The 23593-nt window shown below is 71.7% G+C and carries 17 protein-coding genes; 8 read left to right on the top strand and 9 right to left on the bottom strand.

All coding sequences use genetic code 11. The annotated features are described in order from the left end of the window. Positions 1–27: 27 nt before the first annotated feature. Positions 28–672, bottom strand: coding sequence for a TetR/AcrR family transcriptional regulator (locus FHS29_RS01780; protein ID WP_184687571.1), 645 nt, complete (start codon positions 670–672; stop codon positions 28–30). An 83-nt stretch (positions 673–755) separates the two neighbouring features. On the opposite strand from FHS29_RS01780, the gene FHS29_RS01775 reads away from it, so the two are divergent. After that, positions 756–1898: an epoxide hydrolase family protein gene (locus tag FHS29_RS01775; RefSeq protein WP_184687570.1), complete on the top strand. Its 1143-nt coding sequence runs from the start codon at positions 756–758 to the stop codon at positions 1896–1898. Positions 1899–2163: 265 nt separating this feature from the next. Further along, positions 2164–2889, top strand: coding sequence for a PIG-L deacetylase family protein (locus tag FHS29_RS01770; RefSeq protein WP_184687568.1), 726 nt, complete (start codon positions 2164–2166; stop codon positions 2887–2889). Positions 2890–2893: 4 nt separating this feature from the next. On the opposite strand, the gene FHS29_RS01765 is transcribed toward FHS29_RS01770, so the two are convergent. Continuing rightward, positions 2894–3808: a Crp/Fnr family transcriptional regulator gene (locus tag FHS29_RS01765; protein ID WP_221455262.1), complete on the bottom strand. Its 915-nt coding sequence runs from the start codon at positions 3806–3808 to the stop codon at positions 2894–2896. A 483-nt stretch (positions 3809–4291) separates the two neighbouring features. Between FHS29_RS01765 and FHS29_RS01760 the strand changes: the two genes are divergently transcribed. The 4 genes from FHS29_RS01760 to FHS29_RS01745 all read left to right on the top strand — a co-directional run bounded on the left by FHS29_RS01760 (position 4292) and on the right by FHS29_RS01745 (position 8772). Further along, on the top strand, positions 4292–4690 hold the full coding sequence (locus FHS29_RS01760; RefSeq protein WP_184687566.1) for a DUF3224 domain-containing protein: 399 nt from the start codon (positions 4292–4294) through the stop codon (positions 4688–4690). Between the two features lie 119 nt (positions 4691–4809). Then, positions 4810–5877: a methyltransferase gene (locus FHS29_RS01755; RefSeq protein WP_184687565.1), complete on the top strand. Its 1068-nt coding sequence runs from the start codon at positions 4810–4812 to the stop codon at positions 5875–5877. Between the two features lie 77 nt (positions 5878–5954). Beyond that, positions 5955–7130, top strand: coding sequence for a winged helix DNA-binding domain-containing protein (locus FHS29_RS01750; RefSeq protein ID WP_184687564.1), 1176 nt, complete (start codon positions 5955–5957; stop codon positions 7128–7130). A 145-nt stretch (positions 7131–7275) separates the two neighbouring features. Then, on the top strand, positions 7276–8772 hold the full coding sequence (locus FHS29_RS01745) for a class I adenylate-forming enzyme family protein (RefSeq protein WP_184687563.1): 1497 nt from the start codon (positions 7276–7278) through the stop codon (positions 8770–8772). 179 nt (positions 8773–8951) lie between these two features. On the opposite strand, the gene FHS29_RS01740 is transcribed toward FHS29_RS01745, so the two are convergent. From FHS29_RS01740 to FHS29_RS01710, 7 genes are all read right to left on the bottom strand, one after another. Further along, positions 8952–9314, bottom strand: a complete 363-nt coding sequence (locus FHS29_RS01740) for a VOC family protein (RefSeq protein WP_184687562.1) — start codon at positions 9312–9314, stop codon at positions 8952–8954. Positions 9315–9428: 114 nt separating this feature from the next. Then, on the bottom strand, positions 9429–10169 hold the full coding sequence (locus FHS29_RS01735; protein WP_221455261.1) for a Crp/Fnr family transcriptional regulator: 741 nt from the start codon (positions 10167–10169) through the stop codon (positions 9429–9431). A 200-nt stretch (positions 10170–10369) separates the two neighbouring features. Beyond that, positions 10370–11845, bottom strand: a complete 1476-nt coding sequence (locus tag FHS29_RS01730) for a class I adenylate-forming enzyme family protein (protein WP_184687559.1) — start codon at positions 11843–11845, stop codon at positions 10370–10372. 26 nt (positions 11846–11871) lie between these two features. Continuing rightward, the gene (gene fabD / locus FHS29_RS01725; protein ID WP_184687557.1) at positions 11872–14127 is read right to left on the bottom strand and encodes an ACP S-malonyltransferase; all 2256 of its coding nucleotides are present in this window, start codon (positions 14125–14127) and stop codon (positions 11872–11874) included. A 1-nt stretch (position 14128) separates the two neighbouring features. After that, entirely contained in the window at positions 14129–14884 is a 756-nt protein-coding gene (locus FHS29_RS01720; protein ID WP_184687555.1) for an enoyl-CoA hydratase-related protein, read from the bottom strand. A 3-nt stretch (positions 14885–14887) separates the two neighbouring features. Next, entirely contained in the window at positions 14888–16120 is a 1233-nt protein-coding gene (locus FHS29_RS01715; RefSeq protein ID WP_184687553.1) for a hydroxymethylglutaryl-CoA synthase family protein, read from the bottom strand. Further along, the gene (locus FHS29_RS01710) at positions 16113–16991 is read right to left on the bottom strand and encodes a DUF6039 family protein (protein WP_184687551.1); all 879 of its coding nucleotides are present in this window, start codon (positions 16989–16991) and stop codon (positions 16113–16115) included. The genes FHS29_RS01715 and FHS29_RS01710 overlap by 8 nt, the downstream gene beginning before the upstream one ends. Before the next feature lie 124 nt (positions 16992–17115). Between FHS29_RS01710 and FHS29_RS01705 the strand changes: the two genes are divergently transcribed. Both FHS29_RS01705 and FHS29_RS36510 read left to right on the top strand, forming a co-directional pair. Then, positions 17116–17646: a DUF1697 domain-containing protein gene (locus tag FHS29_RS01705; RefSeq protein WP_184687550.1), complete on the top strand. Its 531-nt coding sequence runs from the start codon at positions 17116–17118 to the stop codon at positions 17644–17646. Positions 17647–17751: 105 nt separating this feature from the next. Next, entirely contained in the window at positions 17752–23586 is a 5835-nt protein-coding gene (locus FHS29_RS36510; RefSeq protein WP_184687548.1) for an SDR family NAD(P)-dependent oxidoreductase, read from the top strand. Positions 23587–23593: the final 7 nt, after the last annotated feature.

Here is a 23593-nt window from a genome sequence, read left to right as displayed (position 1 = left end):
AGGCGACGTCGATTCGACCGCGGTGGTTCAGGGTCGTCGTTGCCAGCGCCAGTTGAACTCCCCGGCTTCGGGCGGCGGGCCCGGCAGGTCCGGCGCCCCCGTCCGGGAGATGCTGTCGATCAGCATGGCGAGCACCCGGCGGCGCAGTTCGGTGGTGCGCCGCCGGTCCGGCACGCGGATGGCGGCACAGCTCTCCAGCACCAGGGCGATGTCCTGCAGGACGATGTCGCCGCGCAGCTTCCCGGTCGCGCGGGCGCGCTCGACCAGGTCCTCGGCGAGCCGCCCGGCGCGTTCGGCGTCCGCGCCCATCTCCGGGGTCGGGGTGAAGGTGCCCGCCAGGTGGACGGTCAGCGAGTGCACGTCGGCGTCGACCACCCTGGTCAGGAAGCCGGTGAACGCGGTCCAGCCGTCCGGGTCGGCCAGCGCCGCCTCCGCCTCGGCGAGGTAGCGGCGCAGCCCGTCGTGGCACAGCTGTCGGAGCAGTGCCTCCTTGCCGGGGTAGCGGCGGTAGAGGGCGCTGATGCCCACGCCCGCGTGCTTGGCGACGTCGGAGATGGGGGACTTCGGGTCCGCCAGGAAGACCTCGCGCGCGGAGTTGAGGATCGCCTCGTCGTTGAGCGCGGCCTGCCGGCGGCGGCCGGACAGTCCCGCGGCTTCGGTGGGTGACGACATGGTCACCAGATTAGCACTGGAACGGATCGTTCCGGTCCGCTATGTTGAAACGGAACAAAGTATTCCGTTCCAGAGGAGTGGTCATGCCCGGCACCGAGATCCGCCCGTTCCGCGTCGACGTCCCGCAGGCCGCGCTGGAGGACCTGGCGCACCGCCTGCGCACCGCGCAGTGGCCCGACGAGCTGCCGGGCGTCGCGGACTCGTACGGCGTGCCCAACCAGCGCGTGCGCCGGCTCGCCGACTACTGGCTGAACTCGTTCGACTGGCGTGCGTTCGAGGCGCGGCTGAACGCCCACCCTCAGTTCGTCACCGAGATCGACGGCGAGGACATCCACTTCCTGCACGTCCGGTCGTCCCGTCCGGACGCCACGCCGCTGGTGCTCACCCACGGGTGGCCGGGTTCGATCGTGGAGTACCTGGACGTCATCGCGCCGCTGACCGAACCGGAGTCGGCCGACCAGCCCGCGTTCCACCTGGTCATCCCGTCGCTGCCGGGTTTCGGGTTCTCCGGCCCCACCCGCAGCACCGGCTGGGGCAGGCACCGCACCGCCCGCGCCTGGGTCGAGCTGATGCACCGGCTCGGCTACCGGCGGTACGGCGCGGTCGGCAACGACGGCGGCTCGATGATCTCCCCGGAGGTCGGCTGGCTGGACACCGACGGCGTCATCGGTGTGCACGTCACCCAGCTCTTCTCGTTCCCGTCCGGTGACCCGGCCGAGTTCGAGGGCCTCGACGAGGCCGACCTGGCGGCGCTGAAGCACCTGGAGTGGTTCTACGCCAACAAGTTCTCGTTCAACGCACTGCACAGCCAGCAGCCGCAGACGCTGGCCTTCGCGCTCGCCGACTCCCCGGTCGGCCTGCTCGGGTGGAACGCCCAGCTGTTCGGCGAGAGCCTGGACGACGAGTTCGTCGTGGCCAACGTGGCGATCTACTGGCTGACCCGCACCGGCGCGTCCTCGATCCGGTTCTACTACGAGGACGCGCACGCCACCGAGCAGCCGTCCGGGCCGACCACCACCCCGACCGGCCTGGCGATGTTCGCGGGTGACTTCCAGTCCATCCGCCGCTTCGCCGAGCGGGACCACGCCAACATCGTCAGCTGGAACTCCTACGGCGGCGCGACCGCCGGCGGCGGCGCGAACGACGCGGGTGGGCACTACGCCGCGCACGAGGCGACCGACGTCCTGGTCGCCGACATCCGGAACTTCTACGCCGGGCTGATCTGAGCACCGCCACGTCGAGGAGGGCCGGTCGTCGACCGGCCCCTTCGGCGTGTCCGAAGGTCACCCGGTCGGGCGCTCCGGACGAGGACGACGGCCACGCGGGATCACGCGGCCGGCCGGGGACCGATCAACCTTGAGCGGCGTCGTGGCGGTGTGCTTCGTAGAGTCGGGCGACGTGACCGGGCCGGGCGGCGTGCCACCGGGAGGTGGTTCGACAGGTCGGTCGGGTCGCGCTGTCCCTGCTGTTCCGGTGTTGCTGGAGGCGAGCATGTCCAGTCCTTCGTCCGACCAACTGCAGCCGATGCCCGACGACTGGGAGCGGGCGCTGGTCGTCGTGGCGCACCCCGACGACATCGAGTTCGGCGCCGCCGGTGCGATCGCGGCGTGGACCGCGGCCGGCAAGAAGGTCTCCTACCTGCTGCTCACCAGGGGAGAGGCGGGCATCGACGGGGTCGAGCCGGCGGAGGCCGCGCTGGTGCGGGAGCAGGAGCAGCGGACGAGCGCGGCGATCGTCGGCGTGACCGACGTCGAGTTCCTGGACTACACCGACGGCGTGGTGGAGTACGGCCTGCTGCTGCGGCGGGACATCACCGAGGCGGTCCGCCGGCACCGGCCGGACGTGGTGGTGGGGTTCAACCACCACGAGTTCACCATCAGCGGCAAGTGGAACTCGCCGGACCACCGCAACGCGGGTGTCGCGCTGATCGACGCGGTGGGCGACGCGGGCAACCGGTGGGTGTTCGCCGACCTGGGCCTCGAACCGTGGCAGGTCCGCTACGTCGCGATCGCCCAGTCCCCGCACCCCACGCACGCGGTGGACATCACCGACACGCTGGAGGCGGGGATCGCCTCGCTGGAGGCGCACGCCTCGTACCTGTCCGGGATGAACCCGCCGATCACCGACGTGCGGGGACCGATGACCGGCTTCGCCAACCACGTCGGCGCGCGGTTCGGCGGGCGGCCGGCCATCGCGCTGGAGCTGTTCCAGCGCTGACCGCTCAGGCGTCGGTGTCCTCGGTGTACTCGGCCATCCGGTGCTCGTGCACCGCCAGCGACCGGGGCCGCCGCGCGTCGATCAACCCCAGGTCCCGGAACCTCTTGAGGAAGTAGCCGATCCGCGAGCGGGTCGTCCCCACCAGGTCGCCGAGCTCCTCGTGCGTGATCCGGTGCGAGATGTGCAGCAGATCGCCCTGGCGGACGCCCAGCTTGCGGCCCAGCCGCAGCAGCGTCGCGCCGAGCCGCCGTTCGCTGTCCACGGTCACGAACAGGGAGATGGTGCGCTGCTGCTCCAGAATCCGGCCGGCCAGGTGCCGAATCAGTTCTTCGCGCAGCCCGTTGTCGGCCATGGATTCGAGCAGGTGCTCGCGGCGCACCTTGCGGCAGGTCACCGGCAGCATGGCGGTCGCTGTTTCGGTGCGCACCGAACTGAACAGGCAGGATTCGCCGACGATGTCACCCGGGGTGTAGATGTCCAGCAGGCACGACTTCCCCAGCGGGGAGTAGGTCATCGTCTTCAGGTAGCCCGACTCCACGATGTAGAGCTGGTCACCGGGTTCCCCCCAGTTGTACAGGCTGTCGTGCTGGGGAATGTGCAGGGCGGGTAGCGAGGCCTCCATCGAGCGCAGACATCGGTACAGCCGGGCGCTCAGCGACTCGCGCCGCTCCGAGCCCGGCCGGCACGACGCCGTGCGCGGCTGTTCGGTCTGGTCCTGGGCCCGTCGTGGCTGTGGCACGGCGGGCGGGACGGTGTGCTGCGGTCCGGCGGTACCCGCCCGGCACGCGGCGTCCGCGAGTTCCGCCCGGATGGTCAACGCGGTCATCGGATAGCCGGTCGTGCCGGCCCGCAATGGATGGTGGTGATTGTCCGCGGCGAGGTCGCTCTTGATCTGGTCGCGCAAGCACGACGGTTCCACTGCCTGCCCCCTAAATATTCAGGCCGGGGTTTTGGTAAATTGTGGTTTCTACACGCATTGCGTGTCCGAAATGTGCGGTTGAAACCATGCGTCGGATACTCCCGAGCAGCCCCCGTGTTTCACCGGCACATCCATGACTACCAGGCGCAACTTGGCCCTGTCAACGCGTCGCGCTGTGTCGCCGAATTGTCACGGAGGCGAGTTGTGGGTGTTGCTAAACGTGACGGACGACGCATTCTCGGCGGAGCTTCATGGGCTGCGGGCGGGTTCGCCCACAATCACCCGATCGGGCTAATTTGAATATCCGATGACGGTCATTGGCAACCGTGGGCGGGGCCGTGCATTCATTTCGGGTAGACCCGGTGGCAATGTCCCGGGCGGCGGCGGGCCACACCGGTCGTGCTCACTGTTGAGCGGTCCGGCCGGCACCACCGGCCTAACGTTCGTCTCCGCCAGAGGCCGACCGAGGTTGGGGTGGGACAAGTGGGAACGCAGGCCAAGAGCGACTTCGAGATCTTGACGTGGGACCAGGACGCGCTGCCCGGAGCGGACGGCGGTGTGATGGCCACCAGGACGACCTCGCGCCACCGGCTGAGCGGGGACATCGAGGGCGAGGCGGTGGCCGAGCTGCTGATGGCGCACGCCGGCGAGACCTACGCGGGCATCATGGGCATGTTCCGGGTGACCGGCAGCATCGCCGGCCGGTCGGGCACGTTCGTGCTGCGGAACAACGCCGTCTTCGAGAGCGGCGCGGTGCGTGGCGAGGTGAGCGTGGTGCCGGGTTCGGCGACCGGCGAGCTGGCCGGGCTGTCCGGTGACGGCGAGTACCGGTCGGAGGGCACCCGCGCCGGCGTCATCACCCTGGACTACGACCTCGGCTGAGAACCCCGGCGACCGCCGGAACCGCGTCGCGCGACCCAGGGCGGTCCGCGCCGGCGGGCGGCTGCTCACCCCCATCGACGGCGGTGTGTCCTGGACGCCCCGGCCATAGGAGGATTCACGTGACCGAACAGGTAGTGAACGACCCCGCGGGACACGCGGACGCGGTGTTCACCGGCACGGGCACGGCCGACCACCTCACCCAGATGCTCTCCGGGATGTCCATCAGCGCGGTGGTGCAGGCCGCCGCACAGCTGGGGCTCGCCGACGCGATCGGCGAGGAGCCGGTCGGGGTCACCGAGCTGGCGGAGAAGGTCGGCGCGGACCGCACCGCGCTGCGCAGGCTGATGCGCTCGCTGGCGACCCTGGGCGTCTTCCACGCCACCGACGTCGACACCTACGCGCACACCGACGTCTCGCGGGTGCTCCGCGCGGACGCCGAGGGAGGCATGAGGGACGTCGTCCTGCTGGCCGCGCGGGACTGGAACTGGCGGCTGTGGCGCAGGCTGGCCGACGCCGTGCGCGGCACCGACGTGGCCACCGAGGAGTTCGGCAAGGACCTCTACAGCTACCTGGCCGAGGACGCGCCCGAGGACCACGTGATCTTCGACGCCGCGATGGCCGCCGCCACCGACGGCCTGGTCGGCCCGGTGGTCGACCGGCTCGACGTGACCGGCGTGCGCACCGTGGCCGACGTCGGCGGTGGCGAGGGCACCCTCATCCGCGGTGTGCTGGAGCGGCACGCCGACGTGACCGGCATGGTGGTCGACCTGGCCGACGTGCTGCCCCGCATCGACCCCGAGCTGACCGCCGGCTCGCTGAGCGACCGGTTCAGCGCGGTCGTCGCGGACTGCCTGGACTCGATCCCGGTGCGCGCCGACCTCTACCTGCTCAAGCACATGGTCCACCAGTGGAACGACGAGGACTGCGTGCGGCTGCTCGGCAACGTCGCGGCGGCCGCCGCGCCGGGCGGCCGGGTCGTGGTGATCGAGCAGGTGGTGCGCGGCGACGGGCCGGACGCCGCGTTCACCATGATCATGGACCTCCAGATGATGCTCATCGTGCCCGGCCGCGAGCGCACCGAGGAGGACTTCGCCGAGCTGTTCGAGCGGGCGGGCCTGGAGTTCGTCGGCATCACCCCGACGGAGAGCATGGTCAACCTGATCGAAGCGAGGGTGCCACTGCGCTGACGCCGCGCACGCGGCGCGTCACCACGCGTTAGAGTGCCTTTCGCCCAGTGGAGTGCGACGGGTCCGGAAGGGGTTCGATGCGACGGGTGGGGGACGCGCAGCGGCGAGCGCGGCTGAACGCGCGGCAGGGGTTGGACGGATCGCTCGGCACCGCCGACGTGGCGGACGTGGTCGACTCGTTGGTGGCGTTGCACGCGACCGACCCGTCCACCGTGTACCTGTCCGTGTTGGCCAGGGTGCCCGGGTCGGACACCGACCTGATCAGCAAGGCGCTGTACGAGGAGCGGACCCTGGTGCGGCTGCTGGGCATGCGCCGCACCATGTTCGTGGTCTCGCGCGAACTCGCGCCCGTGGTGCAGGCGGCGTGCTCCCGGAGCATCGCGGTCGCGCAGCGCCGCCGGCTGGTCAAGCAGCTGGAGGAAGGCGCGGGCATCAAGGACGCCGCGAGCTGGCTGGCCGACGTGGAGGACGCGACGTTCGCCGCCCTGGTCGCCCGTGGCGAGGCCACCGCGGCCGAGCTGTCCGAGGACGAGCCCCGGCTGCGCACCCAGATCGTGATGGCCGCCGGGAAGCCTTACGAGGCCAAGCAGAGCGTCTCGTCGCGGGTGCTGTTCATGCTCGCGATCGACGCCCGGATCGTGCGCGGCAGGCCGACCGGTTCGTGGACCACGAACACCTACCGCTGGGCGCCGATGGACCGCTGGCTGCCCGGTGGGCTGCCCGAGCTCGACCCGGCGGAGGCGCGCGCGGAGCTGCTGCGGCGCTGGCTGGCCGCGTTCGGCCCGGCGACCATGGCCGACGTCAAGTGGTGGACCGGGTGGACGGTCGGCGAGACCAAGAAGGCCGTCGCCGCCGTGAAACCGGCCGAGGTCGAGCTGGCCGGTGGGACGGGGTTCGTGCTCGCCGACGACCTGGACGACGTGCCGGAGAGCGAGCCGCGGGCGGTGCTGCTGCCCTCGCTGGACCCGACGCCGATGGGCTGGGTCGAACGGGACTGGTACCTCGGGCCGCACGCGGCCCCGCTGTTCGACCGGTCGGGCAACATCGGCCCCACGATCTGGTGGGACGGCCGGATCGTGGGTGCGTGGGGCCACCGCCTGGACGGCGAGATCGCCTACCGGCTGCTGGAGGACATCGGCGCGGACGGCGCCGAGCAGGTCGGTGCGCTGGCCGCGCGGTTGGGCGAGCGGATCGGCGACGCCCGCGTCCGCACCCGCTTCCCGACCCCGCTGGAGCGCGAGCTGGTCGGCTGACGCCGAGGGCCGTTCTCCTTGCTCCGCACGGTCTCCCGGGTCCGCTGGGCACAATTGCGCAGACACCCCGCCGTCGGGCGACCATGCTCGACCTCGCCCGCGTCCGGCTGAGAATCCGGCGACCCAGAGGTGAGATGGAGCGAGCATGACCGACCTGGAGCGGCCACTTGTAGTTCCCGACATGCTGAGGTTGCGCGCCAAGTACTACCCGGACCAGGTGGCGCTGCGGGTCGACGGCCGCACCGAGCTGACCTACCGGGACTGGGAACGCGGCGCGTACGCCCGGGCCCGGGGCCTGATCGAGCTGGGGCTCAAGCCCCGGCAGCGGGTGGGCCTGGTCTTCGGTGGCATGGACTGGATCGACTACGTCATGTCCTACCTCGCCGTGCAGAACGCCGGCGGCACCACGATCCACCTCGGCGAGCAGGTCGAGCCGGCCGAGGCGTTGCGGCGGCTGGAGGAGACCGACGCGGTCGGCGTCGTGCTCGGCCGCGGGCGGACCGCCCCGGAGGGGTTCAACGGCTGGGTCGTCCGGCCGGGTGACCTGGCGGGCGGGCACGACGACTCGCCGCTCTCCGTGGGCATCGGGCCCGAGGACCTGTCGGACATCCTCTACACCTCCGGCACGACCGGGCGCGGCAAGGCGCTGGGCGTGCCGCACGGCAACCTGACCTTCGGCCGTGCGCCGGACAACTTCAAGCACCTGGGCGACCCGCTGCCGCTGATGGTGCCGATCCCGGTGTGCACCACGCCGAGCGTCACCACGTCCAGCATCGTGCTGTCCACCCCGGCCACGCTGGTGCTCAGCCCGCCCGGGGACATCGAGCGGATGGCCGAGCTGGTCGAGGAGTACCGCATCGCGTCGGTGATGATCAACCCGGCGATCGCGCACAAACTGGTGCGCACCAACGTGCACGAGAAGTACGACCTGTCCTGTGTGGACACGCTGGGCACGGCCGCCGCGCCGCTGCCGCCGCGCATCGCCCGACAGCTGCTGGAGATGTTCCCGGGAGCCAAGGTCAACTCGGCCTTCACCGCGGCCGAGGCCTACACCGGCGTCATCGTCAACACGTTCGACCCGGCCAAGCCGACCTCGCTCGGCAGGCCCGCGCCCGGCAGCGAGCTGCGGGTCACCGACGAGCACGGCCGGCCGGTGCCCGACGGGCAGCTGGGCTGGATCTGGGTCGGCAGCCAGGCGCCCAAGCGCAAGTACCTGTTCGACCACGCGCAGACCGCGCGCGTCCAGGTCGGCCACTGGACGTGGACCGGAGACCTCGGCCGGATCGGACCGGACGGCGACCTGATGCTGTTCGACCGCGCGGTGGACGCTATCCGGGTCGGCGACGAACTCGTCTCGACGATCGAGGTGGAGTACGCGCTCTACGAACACCCCGCGGTGATGGAGGCGGCGGTGATGAACGTGCCGCAGCCGGACGGGACGGACGCGGTGGGCGCCGCGCTCGCGCTGGACGACCCGACCGCGCTGCCCGACGTCCAGGCACTGGCCGCGCGCACGCTCGCACCGCACCAGGTCCCGACCCGCTACCTGCTCGTGGACGAGTTGCCCCGCAGCGTCAACGCCAAGGTGCTCAAGAGGTACCTCCGACCGCGACTGGCCGAGGTGGCTCCCTCCGGCGGGTGAGGTCGGACGGGTGAGCCCGTGAACGCGACGCGCGCCGGTCGTGATCGACCGGCGCGCGTCGTGCGCTCACCCGGGCGTCGCCGCGCGGGAAAGGCGAAGGGTGGCACGACTGGGGGTTGCGTGCCACCCTTCAGGGTCCGACCACCCTCGGCGGAGGGCGTCGGCGTCGAGCGGGCTGGTTACCACACGGCGGCGCAGAACGGGTGGCCGGCCGGGTCCAGCAGCACCAGGTACTTGCCCTCGGCGGGCTGCTCCGCGGGCTTGGACGCGCCGAGTTCGAGCAGTTCGGCCTCAGCCTTGGCCAGGTCTTCGACGGCGAGGTCCAGGTGCAGCTGCTGGGGAACGGTCTGTCCGGGCCATTCCGGCGCGCGGTAGCCCTCCACCTGCTGCAACGCGACGGCGACGCCGTCGCCGTTGCTCAGGAACGCCCCCTTCTCGGAAACCTCGACCGCTTCGAGTCCCGCGGCCGCCACGTAGAACGCGGCGAGTTCTTCGACGTTCGCGCAGTCGAGTGTGACAGCGGCCAGACGTCCGACAGCCATTCATCCCCCTTGGTTCGGGAAAATACGAAAATAGTTCTCGGGCTCGGAAACCCTACCAAGCACCGGACCGCCGGCCAAGCCGCGGCGTGTTGCCGGATCGGGATTCCGGATGGTTCACGCCGGGATTCCGTGTCCACTGTGGACGTGTTGGCACCGGGCGATCCTCGGGCGGGCCGATCCGCCGCCGAAGATACCGCAGCCGCCGATGTTCTTTTCCACGTAGGCGGTCAGCGCCGGCTCGTTGATCAGCAGGTGGCCGCCGGGCAGTTGGTCGACCAGCTTGGCCTGCCGGAAGTGCTTGAGGAACAGGCCCACCCGGGAGCGCGTGGTGCCCACCATGCCGGCCAGGTCCTCCTGGGTGATCCGGGCTTCGATCCGCAGCCCGGACGGCAGCGGCCGGCCGAGCTTCTGGCCGATCCGCAGCAGGGTGGCGGCCAGCCGGTGCTCGCTGTCCATGGTCACCAGCTGGGTGATGGTCTGCTGCTGGTCGAGCAGCCTGGACATCAGGAACTGGGTGAACTGCCAGTTCAGGTGGTCGTCGTTGACCAGGATGTCGAAGAACCGGGCCGCGTTGATCCGCCGGATGACGCTGTCCCTCATCGCGATCGCGGTCTCCTGCCGCGGTCCGCCGAGCAGGCCCAGTTCGCCGAACGTGTCGCCCCTGGTGTGGATCGACAGCAGGCACTCCTTGCCGTCGGCCGACGACGTCGTGGTCTTCAGCTGCCCGACCTCCACGATGTACATGCGCAGGTCCTGGTCACCGAGGTTGTACACCGCGTCACCCCTGGGGATGTGCGTGCGCACGGCGAACGAGGGCTCGCTGCGGATGGCGTCGTGGAGGTGGGTACAGAACACGCGGGAAATACCGGTAATCGGCAAGTGTGCCCCCAGGTGAATCGCGGCGGAAACTGCGGTGACGAAGTCGTGCGTTCACTGCCTCTTCGGCCGGTGGTGGTGCGCTTCTTTTCGGCCGCCACCGCCGGACCTGCTCCGGAGTCGCTGCGCCGGCCGGGCGCAGCGCTGTTCCGCGCTGCGCGGACAACGCGCCGGCCGGGTCATCCCAGCTCCTGTCGCAGCCGGAACTTGAGCACCTTGCCGGTACCCCCTCGGGGGAGGCTTTCCACCGAATGGACCCGTGTCGGCAGTTGGTGCGGTTCGAGCCGTCCGGTGAGGAATTCGGACAGTTCGGCCTGGGTGAGCCCGCCCTCGGCGACCACCACCGCCGTGACGGCTCGGCCGAGGTCCGGGTCGGGCAGGCCGATCACCGCGGCCTCCCGCACCTTCGGGTGGTCGTACACCGCGGCCTCGACCTCCAGCGAGGACACCAGCCGGCCCCCGGTGGCGATGGCGTCCACCATGCGGTCGAACAGCAGCAGTTCGCCGTCCGGGCCGACCCGGCCCAGGTCCCTGGTCCGCGTCCAGCCGTCCCGGTGGACCTGTCGGTTCAACTCCTCGTCCAGGTAGAGCCGCTTGGGCGCGGGGCTGCGCATCCAGACCTCGCCCAGCTCGCCGGGCGCCACGGCCTCGCCCCGTTCGTCGGCGATCAGCAGCTCCGTGCCCTTCGCGGGCTTGCCGACGGCCATCGGGCGGTCGGGGTCGCAGACCCCCATGACGATCGCGGGCACCGCCTCGGACTGCGCGTAGGCGTTGGAGACCTCCGCGTTCGGCATCGCTTCCTTGAGCTGCCGGGCGACGCGCGGCGGCATCGGCGCCGAGGCGTTGCCGATCACCTTGACGGTACCGAGGTCGTAGCGGTCCTGCGGGCGCAGCGCGGTGAGCCGGATCGCCGTGTGCGGCGTGAGGATCAGCGTGCCGCAGCCGTGGTCGGCCAACAGTTCGAGCAGGCGGTCGGGCTCGTCGGGCCGGCACACGATCAGCGGCGCCGGCGTCGTGGTGGCCAGCACGGCGACCGTCGTGGAGCTGGACGTGGTGCCCAGCGGCATCGGCGCGAGCAGCGGCTCGGGGTTCTCCAGCTTGCCCAGCGCCGCCGAACCGCGGCCGTGGGTCAGCGTGCCGTGCGGGTTGGTGAACGGCTTGGCGGGGCCGGTGGTGCCCGAGGTGTAGAGGATGTCCGAGATGTCCTCGGGGCGGACGTCCACGTCGACCGGTCCGGTGGACAACGGCTCGAAGTCCCGCAGCGTGGCCACCCAGCGCTCCGGCGCGGCCCGCTGGAGCGGCAGCGCCGATCCCTGGATGATCCCCGCCACCCCGCACTGCCCGAACCTGCGGTCCAGTTCGGCCTGGGGGTAGGTGTCGTTGGTGTGCACCGCGGTCGCGCCCGCCTTGAGCACGCCCAGGTAGGCGATGGCGTAGTCGATCCAGTCGCTGCCGCCGAACAGCAGGGCGATCCGCGTGCCGCGGCCGTGGCCGCGTGCCAGCAGGCCGCGCGCCACGGCGTTGGACCGGAGGTCCCAGTCGCCGTAGGTGATGGCGGTCTTGCCCTCGACGTTGATCGCCTGCTGGTCCGGCTGTTGCTCCACCCGGCGGCGGAGCAGGTCCGGGACGACGAGTGACGTTGCCGGCACTCCCATGGGACCTCCTCACTGGGTTGACGGGATCAGGACAGGGGGCGGAGCCGGCCCAGTCGGTCCGCGGCACCGCCCATGAGCTCTTCCGCGAGCACGTCGGCGTTACGGCGTCGCCAGTCTCGCAACGCCCCACCGGCGGTGAATCGGTTGAACGCACCCATGTCCGGGCCGCTGGGCACCCGATAGTTCAACCTTTGCGGGGTTGCTCCGTTCAGCGCTGCCGCGGTGGCCTCCCGGCAGTACGCCGCGAACACCAGCGCCATCCGGTGCTTGGCATCGCGGGCGGTGCTCGCCGATTCGGCCCAGACCTGCTCCAGCGAACGGCCGAAGTGGTTGCGCTCGACCTCCTCGCGGGTCCGCGCCGGCAGGTCTTCGAGCCGGTCGTGCTTGACGTACAGCCGGTAGAGCTGTTCGGCGCGAGCGGCGAAAAGACTGCCCTTTCGGACTACCCGGCTGCGACCGCCCAACTCGAAGAGGTCGGCGTCCGGTGCCGGTCGGGTGTCGGTGACGTCGAGGTCGGCGAGCAGGTCCTTGGCGGCGTCCGACGTGGCCGCCTCGGGGGTGCACTGGTTGACCGACGTGGTGAGGACGAAGTCCGCGCCGAGGACGAACGCGGCGGCCACCGCTTCGGGCGTGCCGACCCCGGCTCTGCCTATCCGGACGCCGGGGGCCAGTGCGTCGCGGATCGCCGCGATGGCGGGCAGCGCGGAGTCCTCCTCGACGGCGATGTCGGTGGCCACGCGGTCCCGCAGGAACTTGGCGGCGGTGTTCGGGTCGTCGGTGCGGAGCAGGACCTGGCGTTCGCCGCGGTCGAAGCGGAAGCGGAGTAGGTGGGGGCCGGCCTGCCGGTCGGTCACCTCCACGTGGCGGACGTCGTGGGCCAGGTAGAGGTCGGCGATGTCCGGGTCGTCGATCCACGCCATGCCGAACCGGGTGCCCCGCAGGTCGGCCAGGACGGCGCGGACCTCCGCGAGGCCGAGGCCGCGAGTGCCGTGGAAGCCGAGCTGACCGGCGTCGGACAGGCGGCGGAGGAGCGCGGGCGAGGTGACGCCGTGGTCCAGGGAGCCCGCCAGGCAGGCCAACCGGACGCCGTAGCCCGCGCGGAACGCGGGGGAGCCCAGCCGGCCGGGGTCGGGCGCGGTGCCGGAGCGCGCGGGTGGTGCTGTTGCGGGCTGCGGGGGTGGGGAATGCCTGATCGCACTGGACGGGGTCGCGGCCTGCTTCGGTGCGGTCGGCGGGGTGACGGCGTGATCGGTTGCCGTCGGCACGGTCGCGGCGAGCAGGGTCGCGGTCGGCACGGTCGCGACGGGCCGGGTCGCGGTCGGCGGTGTTGCGGCGTGATGGGTCGCGGTCGGCATGGTCGCGCTGCGGTGGGTCGCGGTCGGCGGGGTCGCGTCGCGGTGGGAAGCGAGGCGCCGAGCTGCGACGGGGACCGGTTCGGGAGCCGGGAGCCTGGGTGCGGCCCGGTGCCACATCTTCGTCAGCACCTCGCCCGGCCCGATCTCCGTGATCTCCGTGACGCCGGTCCGAGCCAGGTGGCACAGGGTGTCCCACCACCGCACCGGACGGGTGAAGTGCCGGTGCAGCAGCTCCGGCAGCCCCGCCAGGTCGTGCGGCTGCGCGGTCACGTTGCTGATCACCGGGATGCGCGGCTCGGCGAACCGCACGCCGCGCAGCACCTCGGCGAACTCGGCCGCCGCCGTGGCCATGAACCGCGAGTGCGCCGCGATGCTCACCGCCAGCGGCACGCACCGACCGGTCCCGCCGGCCCGGACGGCCTCGATCACCGAACGCACGCCCTCGGTGGTGCCGGCCAGGACCACCTGGTCCGGCAGGTTGTGGTTGGCCAGGTCGACCCCGTCGACCGAGGCCAGCACGGCCTCCACCCGTTCCAGCGGCAGTCCGAGCACGGCGAGCATGCCGCCGCCGGTGGCCGCGCCCATCAGCTCGCCCCGGCGCACGACCAGCCGCAGCGCGGTCTCGAAGTCCAGGCACCCGGCCACGTGCAGTGCCGCGTACTCGCCGAGGCTGTGCCCGGCCAGCACGTCGGGCGTCCCGGACTCCAGCGCCGCGCGGGCGGCCAGCGCCGACACCGTGAAGACGGCCGGCTGCACGTACCGGGTCTGGTTGAGGTAGGTCCCCGCCGTGTCGCGGCACAGGTCGCGCAGCGGGACGCCGATGATCCGGTCGGCCTGGGCCACCTGGTCGGGGAACCGGGCGAACAGCTCGGCGCCCATGTCCGGGTGCTGCGAGCCCTGGCCCGGGAAGAGCCACGCGCGCGTCACGTCACCGCTCCCAGGGGAATCGCTTGTGGGTCACGAAGTCCGAGATCCGCTGCCGCACCACCGGCGACGACATCAGCCGGCTGAACTCGGCCACCGCGTTCTCGCCCGCCCGCGCGTCCACCACGGACAGGCCGCGGAAGTAGCGCTTGGCGTCGCCGATGACCACGCCGTCCAGCCGGGTCAGCCGGAAGACCAACTGCCGCAGCGCGGTTTCGGGCTGTTCGGTCAGCTCGTCCACGAGGTGGATCCGGTGCGCCTCCCGCGCCGACACCGCCTGCGTGCTCAACGTCGCCGTGTAGGCCTTCTGGAACCCCACCCGCCGCACGAGGAACGGCAGCACGCAGCACGGCAGCAGCCCCCACAACGCCTCCGGCAGCGCGAAGGTGCTGCGCTCGGTCGCGTGCACGAAGTCCCCGGCCGCCACCAGCCCCACCCCGCCGCCCGCCACCTGGCCGTCGACCTGGACGACCACCACGCGCGGAATGGTGGTGAAGCGCTCCAGCAACCCGAAGAACGCCTTGCCGCCGTCGGACGCCCCGCCGCCCGCCGCGGCCTCCAGGTTCATGCCGTCGCTGAACACGCCGGGACTGCCCCGGAGCACGACCGCCCGGCAGTCCGGATCGGCCTCGGCGACGTCCAGCGCCGCGTTCAGCTCGCCGATCACCACGTCGTCGATGCCGTTGCGCCGCTCGGGCCGGGCCAGCGCGATCCGCAGCAACCCGGCCTCCGCCCGCACCTCGATCGTCCGGTGCACCATCGGTCAGCTCCACCGGTAGCTTCGGTGGAAGTCCTCGATCCGGTCCAGCAGCAGCAGACCGGCACCGTGACTGTCCACTATGGATTGGTAGGGCGAGGTGTCCGCCACCGCGTCGCGCACGCCGAACGCGCGCGACCCGATGTGCCGGTTCAACAGCTCGTACTCGTCGACGGTCAGTTCCCGGCGCTCGGCCAGCGACTTCTCGATCGACCTGGCCGCGAGCCGGGTCGACGCCCGCGCCGACACCACGCCGCTGAAGAACTCCGAGCCGCACCCCGACCCGTAGGAGAACAGCCCCACCCGTTTCGCGGTGCGGAAGTCCGCGTGGTCGATCAGCGAGCACAGCGCCAGGTACAGCGACCCGGAGTAGAGGTTGCCCACCTGGGACGTGTAGGCCAGCGACGGCGCCATCCGCGCCTCGAAGTCCGCGTCGATCGCCGCCCGCGCCATGCCCTTGGTGCGCCGCAACAACGTCCGGTGCGCGCCCTTGACCATGCCCGCGAACGGGATGTGGAACGCCAGGTAGTCGAACGTGTCCACGATGTCCGCGCCCGCGACCCGCCGCCGGTACCCGGCGAACGACTCCTCCAGGCACGTCAGGTACGCCAGCAGGGACAGGTCGGAGTTCACCACGTCCACGTCCGGTCGCGGCCGGAGCGTGTCCATGACCTCCATGGTGTGGAAGCCGTTGGCCCCGACGTCCAGCCGCAGCACCGCCGCGTCCGCGCCCACCATCAGCGCCACCGCCCCCGCGCCCTCGGACGGCTCCCAGTAGCTGCCGCCCGACGCGGGACCGGCGATGTCCGTCGCGATCACCAGCGCCCGCGCGTCCGGCCGCGGGCTCGCCGAGACGAGCGCCGCGGCCGTCTGCAGCGCCGCCGTGCCGCCGTAGCAGGCGTGCTTGACCTCGAACGACCGGCACCCCGGCGGGAGGCCGAGGTGGTGGTGGACGTACGTGCTGATCGGCTTGCCGAAGTCCAGGCCGGACTCGGTGGCCACCACGACCAGTTCGACCGCGTCCCGCTGGGCCGGGGTGAGGGCGTCGACCAGCGGCTTGGCCGCGTTGACCGCGTTGGTCACCTGGTCCTCGCAGGGCAGGTTGACCGACCGCCGGTCCATCATCAGGTTCGCGAACCGGGTCAGGTCCAGCCCGCGCGCCTCGAACAGCGCCTTCACGTCCAGGCAGGCCCGCCCGGCGTAGACGTTGACGTCCTCGATCCCGACCGGCTCAGCCATCGCTGCTGGTGGCGTGCGGCAGGAGCAGGGTGTCCTTGATGCTGGCCGGGATGAACAGCCGGTCCCACGTGCCGCCGCCCTTGGACTCGTGCACCCGCGGCCGGGCGAAGACCTCCTCGGCCATCTCCTTGCTCCGCTCCAGCGCGGCGAGCGCGTGGTAGTCCTCCGGCGAACGCAGGTGGACGAGTTGGAACAGGCGGTCCTGCTGGCCCCACGTCTGCTCGTAGAGCGTCGCGGTGACCCGGCCCGCGAGCTTCTCGTTGACGTAGTGCTGCCAGTGCGCGGCGTACATGCGCCCTTCCTCGCGGAACTCGTACTTCACGTCCGAGGTGCGCATCACGATCGCGCCCGCCGTGGCGGAGTTGATCTGGTCCTCGGGCTTCTGGTTCAGCTGCGAGGAGGCGGGCGGGACGAACGTGCCGGTGTCGTGGTCGTCGTCCTCGCCCTGCATGCCGTGCTGCGGCACCAGGACGTCCTCGTGCAGGCTGCGGTGGACGAACATCCGGTCCCAGTTGCCGCCGCCCTTGTGCGGCAGCCGGTCGTCGTCGGAGATCCGTCGGAACTCGAGGTCGTGGTCGACCATGTCGAGCAGGATCTTGTAGTCCGCCGGGGTCTTCAGGTGGATGAACCAGTGCAGCCGGTCCCGCGTCCCGAACGCCTCCTCGTAGGCGAACGAGGTGGCCACCCCCTCCTGGGAGGTGTTGATGTACTTCAGCAGGTCCACGCTGAACCGGCGGCCCTCGGCGGCGAACTCGTAGGCCAGCTGGCCGACCCGGTGCAGGGTGAACCCGGAGTTGGTGGAGTGCAGGACCCGCTCCAGCGGCAGTCCCGACTGGTGCAGCGCCTGCACGGGCCCGAGCGTGGTGGTCATCGCTTCCCTCTCCCTCGGCGATCCGCGAACACGTCGGTTCTACGTGCGCTCGGGGGCGGAATCTGCTCAGTGTTGAGCCTCGGTCGGATGGCGCCCCGGCGCGGGCCAACTACGATTCGGCGTCATGACGCGGTACGTCGCGCTGATGCGCGGTATCAACATCGGTGGCAACACCTCACTCCCGATGGCCGACCTGCGCCGGGTGTTCGACAACCTCGGCCACCAGGACGTGCGGACCTACATCCAGAGCGGCAACGTGGTCTTCGGCGCGGACTCCTCCGACGAGGACGCGGTGCTGGCCGGCATCCGCCGGGGGCTGTCGGCCGACCTGGGCCGGGATCTCCCCGTGGTGCTGCGCAGCGCCGAGGACCTGGACGCGGTGATCGACGGGAACCCGTTCCCCGGACAGGCCGACTTCACCAAGCTCCTGGTCACCTTCCTCGACGCCGATCCCGGCGACAAGCAGGACGCGCTGGCGTCGCCGAAGGGCGAGACCGGTGTGCTGAAGCAGGTGGGGCGGGAGGTCTACGTCCACGTGCCGGACGGCTACGGCCGCAGCAAGCTGACCAACGCGTTCGTGGAGAAGAAGACCGGTGTCGCCGGCACCACGCGCAACTGGAAGACGGTGCTGAAGCTGCGGGAGCTGCTCGGCTGACCGGGGGCTGCTCAGAGTTGAGCGGCCTGCGGCGGGGCAGCCGCTTAGCGTGGGGCGAGGGTCGCGATCAGTCGGCCCGCAATCCCTCCCACGCAGGCGGGTGTCGTGACGCAACCTACGGAGAACGCCCACGCGGTCGTCCTCTCCGCGGCCGGTGACGCGCAGCTTCGCCGGTCCGCCGAGAGGCTTCGCGACCACGTCGCCGCGGTCGGCCAGGACCTGGCGGACGTGGCCTACACGTCGCAGGTCGGCCGGATGCCGTTGGCCCACCGGCTGGCCGTGCGCTGCCGTGATCCGCGCGAACTGCTCGCCGGGCTCGACGCGTTCCTGCGCGGCGGGTCGGACGACGGGGTGCGCCACGGGGTCGCCTCCCCGGCGGTCGACGGGCCCGACCCGGCGACGGAGTGGGACGCGGCCGTGGCGTGGGTGGCCGGTCGGGAGATCGCCTGGCGGCGGTACTGGCCGACGCCCGGCCGCCGGGTGTCCCTGCCGACCTACCCGTTCCGCGAGTCGGAGCCCGCGCCGCGATCGGCCCCGGTGGGCGCTGCGGCCGGGGCGACGGCCGAGTCGGTCCTGTCGCGCTACCTGGTCGACGTGTACGCCGAGGTGTCCGGTGTGCCCGCGGCGTCGGTCGACGCCCACCTGCCGCTGACCGACCAGGGCTTGACGTCGTACCTGATCGGCAAGCTGAACGTGCGGCTGGAGCAGGACCTGGGGGAGCGGTCGCGCACGCTCTTCTTCGAGCACGCCACGATCGCCGGACTGGCCGCCGCCCTCTCCGCGCGCGGACGGACGGTCACCGTTCCGGCCGCACGTCCGGAGATGCCGGTTCCCGTGGCGCGGAAGGAAGAACCCGCAACGGTCACCCTGCGGCGTCGGGAAGAGCCCGCCGCCACGGTGTCCCGGCGCGACGATCACGAAAGCACGGACATCGCGGTGATCGGCATCTCCGGCCGGTACCCGCAGTCACCCGACCTGGCCCGGTTCTGGGAGAACCTGGTGCAGGGCAACGACTGCGTGACCCCGCACCCGGCGGACCGGGCCCGGCCGGGGTGGCCGGTGCACCTCATGGAGGGCGGCTACCTGGACCAGGTGGACCGGTTCGACCCGTTGCTGTTCGGCATCACGCCCCGCGACGCCGCCCTGATGGACCCGCAGGAACGCCTGTTCCTCGAAGTGACGTGGGAAGCGCTGGAGAGCGCCGGCTACACCCGGACCCGCCTGCGCGACCGGCACCGGTCGTCGGTGGCCGTCTACGCGGGCGCGATGTGGAACGAGTACCCGATCTTCGGCGCGGAGCAGACGCTCCTGGGTTCGCCGCAGGACTCCGGCGCGACGCTGGGCGGCATCGCCAACCGGGTGTCGTACTTCTTCGACCTGCACGGTCCCAGCCTGACCGTCGACACCATGTGCTCCTCCGCCCTCGTCGCCCTGGACCTGGCGGTGCAGTGCCTGCGACGCGGCGAGACCGAACTGGCGATCAGCGGCGCGGCGAGCTTGTCCCTGCACCCCAACAAGTTCATCCAACAGCACCGGATGACGCTCACCTCGTCCGACCGGCGCTGCCGCAGCTTCGGCGCGCACGGCGACGGGTTCGTGCCCTCCGAGGGCGTCGGCGTGGTCGTGCTGAAACCACTGGACCGCGCGCTCGCGGACGGAGACCCGGTGCACGCGGTCATCCGGGGCACGGCGGTCGTGCACGCGGGCCGCACCAACGGCTACATCGTGCCCAGCCCGGTCGCCCAGGCCGAAGTGGTGAGCCGGGCTCTCCGCGCCGCCCGCACCGAACCGGCCGAGGTGGGCTACGTGGAGGCGCACGGCGCCGGCACCGCGTTGGGCGACCCGGTCGAGATCGACGGTCTCACCAGGGCTTACGGTGATCTGCCCGCGGGCAGCGTGGCCATCGGGTCGGTCAAGTCGACGATCGGCCACGCCGAGGCCGCCGCCGGACTGGCCGGGTTGACCAAGGTCGTGCTCCAACTGAGGCACGGTGTCCTGGCGCCGTCCCTGCACGCCGAGGAGCTGAACCCCAACGTCGAGTGGGACCGCGTGCCGTTCCGGGTGCAGCGGGAACGCGCCGAGTGGCGCGGACCGAGGGTGGCCGGTGTCAGCTCGTTCGGCGCGGGCGGGACGATCGCGCACGCCGTGGTGGCCGCTCCGCCGGTCCGCCGCTCTGCCCCGTCCCCAGGGCCGCAGTTGGTGGTGCTGTCCGGCTACGACGAGGAGCGCTTGGCCGAGGTCGTCCACCGGTTGGTGGCGTTCCTGCGGCGGGAGCCCTCGCACGTCGACCTGGTGGAGGCGTTGCGCCGGATCGCTTCCGGCGATGCCGGCCCGGCCGCCGAGTATGCCGCCGGGCTGCTGGCCGGGACCGGGGTGTCCCTGGCGGACATCGCGTACACCCTGCAAGTGGGCCGGGAACCGTTGCGGCAGCGGCTGGCGGTCGTGGTGGACGACGTCGCTGCGCTGTGCGACCGGTTGGAGAACTACCGGACCGATCCTCGGGTCCTCCTCGGGCGTGCGCCGGCCGCGGTGGACCCGACGGGCGTGGTGTTGCCGGGAGCGGGCGAGTCGCTGGAGGAGATAGCGCGGCATTGGATCGAAGGCGGTGCCGTGGACTGGGAACGGCTGCACGAGGCGGGACGCTCCATCGTGGATCTGCCGACCTACCCGTTCGCCAGGGTTCGTTGCTGGCTGCCGGAACTCGCGACTGCTGCCCCGCCCGCGCTGCAGGCCCAACCTGTGCATCAGGCACAGCCCGTGCTCCGGACCGAACCTGCGGTCCAGCCTCAACCTGTACTTCGGGCACAGCCTGTGCCGGCGCAGCCGGTGGTGGCTCCGGTGATGGCAGGACCCGTTCCGCCCAGTGAAACCCCGCTCTACGAGAAGGTGTGGGAGTTGGACCCCATGCCTTCGCCGGGCGCACCGCTCGGCCCATTCGTCTGTGTCGGCGGTGACCCTGCGGTCATCTCCGAACTCGGCGGCCTGCCGGTGCGTGACGAGGCCGAGTTGGCCGCCGTCCTCGCCCGCACGCCCGAGGTGAACGGGCTTTTGAGCCTGCCGGACGGTCCCGACTGGGAGACCCGGCTGGCGATCCTGCGTGCCCTGCTCCTCGCCCGACCGCGCTCGCCCCTGCGCGTGATCCACGTGGCGGGTGACGACGTCCGCACGGCGGGCTTCGTCAAGATGCTCGGCGCGGAGTACGCACGGGTCACCGCGACCGTTCTCGACACCGACTCGCCACGGCGGCCCCAGACGGACATCCGGGCGGAATGGGGGCGGCCCGACCCGTTCGGCGAAGTCCGCTACCGGGAGGGGCGGCGGTACCGGCCGCGGCTCGACCTGGTCACTGCGCCGTACGTGCCGCTGCGGTGCGATCCGGACGCGGCCTACCTCGTCACCGGCGGGACCAGGGGAACCGGTGCGCTGGTCGCGCGGCACCTCGCCGACCACGGTGCACGGGCGATCGCGTTGATCGGCGTGCGCCGGTCCGAGGACGCCGTCCGGGCGCTGGAGAGCCGTGGCGTGCGGGTGCTCCTGCACAGCGGCGGGTTCGCGGGTGTGGAGGCGTTCCTGGACCGGGTCCGCGCCGAGCTGGGGCCGTTGCGCGGTGTCGTGCACTGCGCCGGGGTCGCCGGTCAGGGTGCGCCCGCGTTCGTGCACAAGGATCCGGCGGACGTCCGTGCGGTCCTCGCGCCGAAGCTCGACGGGTTCGAGACGCTGGCCGGGTTGTGTGCCACCGACCGGTTGGCGTTCTTCCTGGTGTTCTCGTCGGTCTGTGCCACCGTGCCCGCCCTCGCGGCCGGCGTGTCGGACTACGCGGCGGCGAACACGGCGGTCGACGAGCTGGTGCGCTCGTACGTCCGGGACGGGCGCACCGAGTTCCGGGCGGTGGACTGGCCGCAGTGGTCGCAAACCGGGTCTACGAAGGACGTCCCGAACCCGTGTGCGCCGGCGGGCATCGGGCCGCTGGACGACGCGGCGGGGTTGCGGGTGGTCGACCGGGTGCTGGCACTGCCGACCGGGGCCGTCGTGCTGCCCTGCCCGCCGTTGGGCGCGCCCCCCGATCCCGAGGCGCTGCTGAGCGTCCGCCCCGGCGTGGTTCCCGCGCCGGAGACCGGACCGCCGGCGTGGCTGGTGGGGCTGTTCTCCGAGGCGCTGGGCATCCCGGTGCCGGATCTGGACCCGACGGTGGAGTTCGGCGACCTCGGGGTGGATTCGGTGCTGCTGGGCGAGCTGCTGGTGCGCATCGAGGAGCAACTCGGCACGCACCTGGATCCGGCGACGCTGCTGCTGCACCCGACTCTGGACCGGCTCAGCGAGTACCTGGGCCTGACCGCCGAACCGCAACCGGCTCCGGCGGCGGACCAGCAGCCGGTTCCGGTGGTGGACCAGCAGCCGGTCGCGGCGGTGGAACAGCCATCCGTTCCGGCAGCGGAGCACCCGCCTGTTCCGGCGGTGGAGCGGTCACCGGTTGCGACTGTGGCGCAGGAACTCCCGGTCACGAGTCGACCGGTGCCGGGGCCCGCGCCTGTCGCCGACGGGCGGATCGCGGTGATCGGCATGGCCTGTCGGTTCCCCGGCGCGACCACCCTGCCGACCCTGTGGGACAACCTGCTCGACGGCCGGTGCGCGGTGACCGAGATCCCGGCCTCGCGGTGGGACCACCGTCGCTGGTGGTCGCCGGAAATCGCGCTGGGCCGCACGATCAGCAAGTGGGGCGGGTTCGTCGACGACATCGAGCTGTTCGACCCCGAGTACTTCGACATGGACGACGACGAGGCCCGCTGCCTCGATCCGGCGATCCGGATGTTCCTGGAGGGCACCGCCGAGTGCATCGCCGAAGCCGGGTACGACCAAGCCGAGCTGCGCGGGCGGCGGGTGGCGGTGGTCGCCGGGGCGCGGCTGTCGGACTACGGCCGGCGGGTGCCGGTGCGAGCCGACGTGCTGCGCTCGGACCAGAACTTCATCGCCGCGCGGGTGGCGCACCAGTTCGACCTCCGCGGCCCCAACCTGGTCGTGGACAGCGCGTGCTCGTCCTCGCTGGTGGCGTTGCAGACCGCCTGCCGGAGCCTGCTCGCGGGCGAGTCGGAGCTGGCGGTCGCGGGCGGTGTGGAGGTGTTGCTCGACGAACACGTCTACCTGGACCTGAGTGCTGCGCGGGCGTTGTCGCCCACCGGGCGGTGCCGGACGTTCGACGAACGCGCGGACGGGTTCGTGCCCGCCGAGGGCTGTGGCGTGGTGCTGCTCAAGCCGTTGGCGGCGGCGATCGCGGACGGCGACCGGGTGCACGCCGTGATCGAGGCGGTGTCGGTCAACAACGACGGGCACACCATGGGCGTCACCACGCCGAACCCGGTCGCCCAGGCGGACGTGGTGCGGCAGGCGCTGGCCGCGGCCGGTCGCGCGCCGGCGGAGGTGGGGATGCTCGAAGCCCACGGCACCGGCACGATGATCGGCGACCCGATCGAGCTGCGCGGGCTCAACGACGTGTTCGGCGGGCTGTCGTCCGGGCGGATCGAGGTCGGCAGCGTCAAGTCCAACCTCGGTCACCTGCTCAGCGCGGCGGGCATGGCGGGGCTGTTCAAGGTGGTGCTGTCGCTGGAGCACGGCCGGATCCCGCCGACGTTGTTCTGCGACCGGCCCAACCCGAGGTTCGACTTCGCGCGGTCGCCGCTGCACCCGACCACCGAGGCGGTGGACTGGCCGGCGGGCGTGGAACGGGTCGCCGGGCTGAGCTCCTTCGGTCTCGGCGGCACCAATGCGCACATGGTCGTCAGCGCCGCGCCCGCCACGGCCTCCCGCCGGGTTCCGCTGGCACCGCCGGAGTTCCGTCGCCGACGGCTCTGGCTGGAGGCGACGTCCGAGGCTCCTCCTGCCGCACCGCGGCAGGAACCGTTGGACGCCTCGCTGATGCGACTTTCTCTCGTCACACGCGGCTGAAGGGCGC

The sequence above is a fragment of the Saccharothrix tamanrassetensis genome (genome assembly GCF_014203665.1).
GTDB lineage: Bacteria > Actinomycetota > Actinomycetes > Mycobacteriales > Pseudonocardiaceae > Actinosynnema > Actinosynnema tamanrassetense.
The sequence above is the reverse complement of the archived record's forward strand: the minus strand, read 5'-3'. Positions and strand labels throughout refer to the sequence as shown.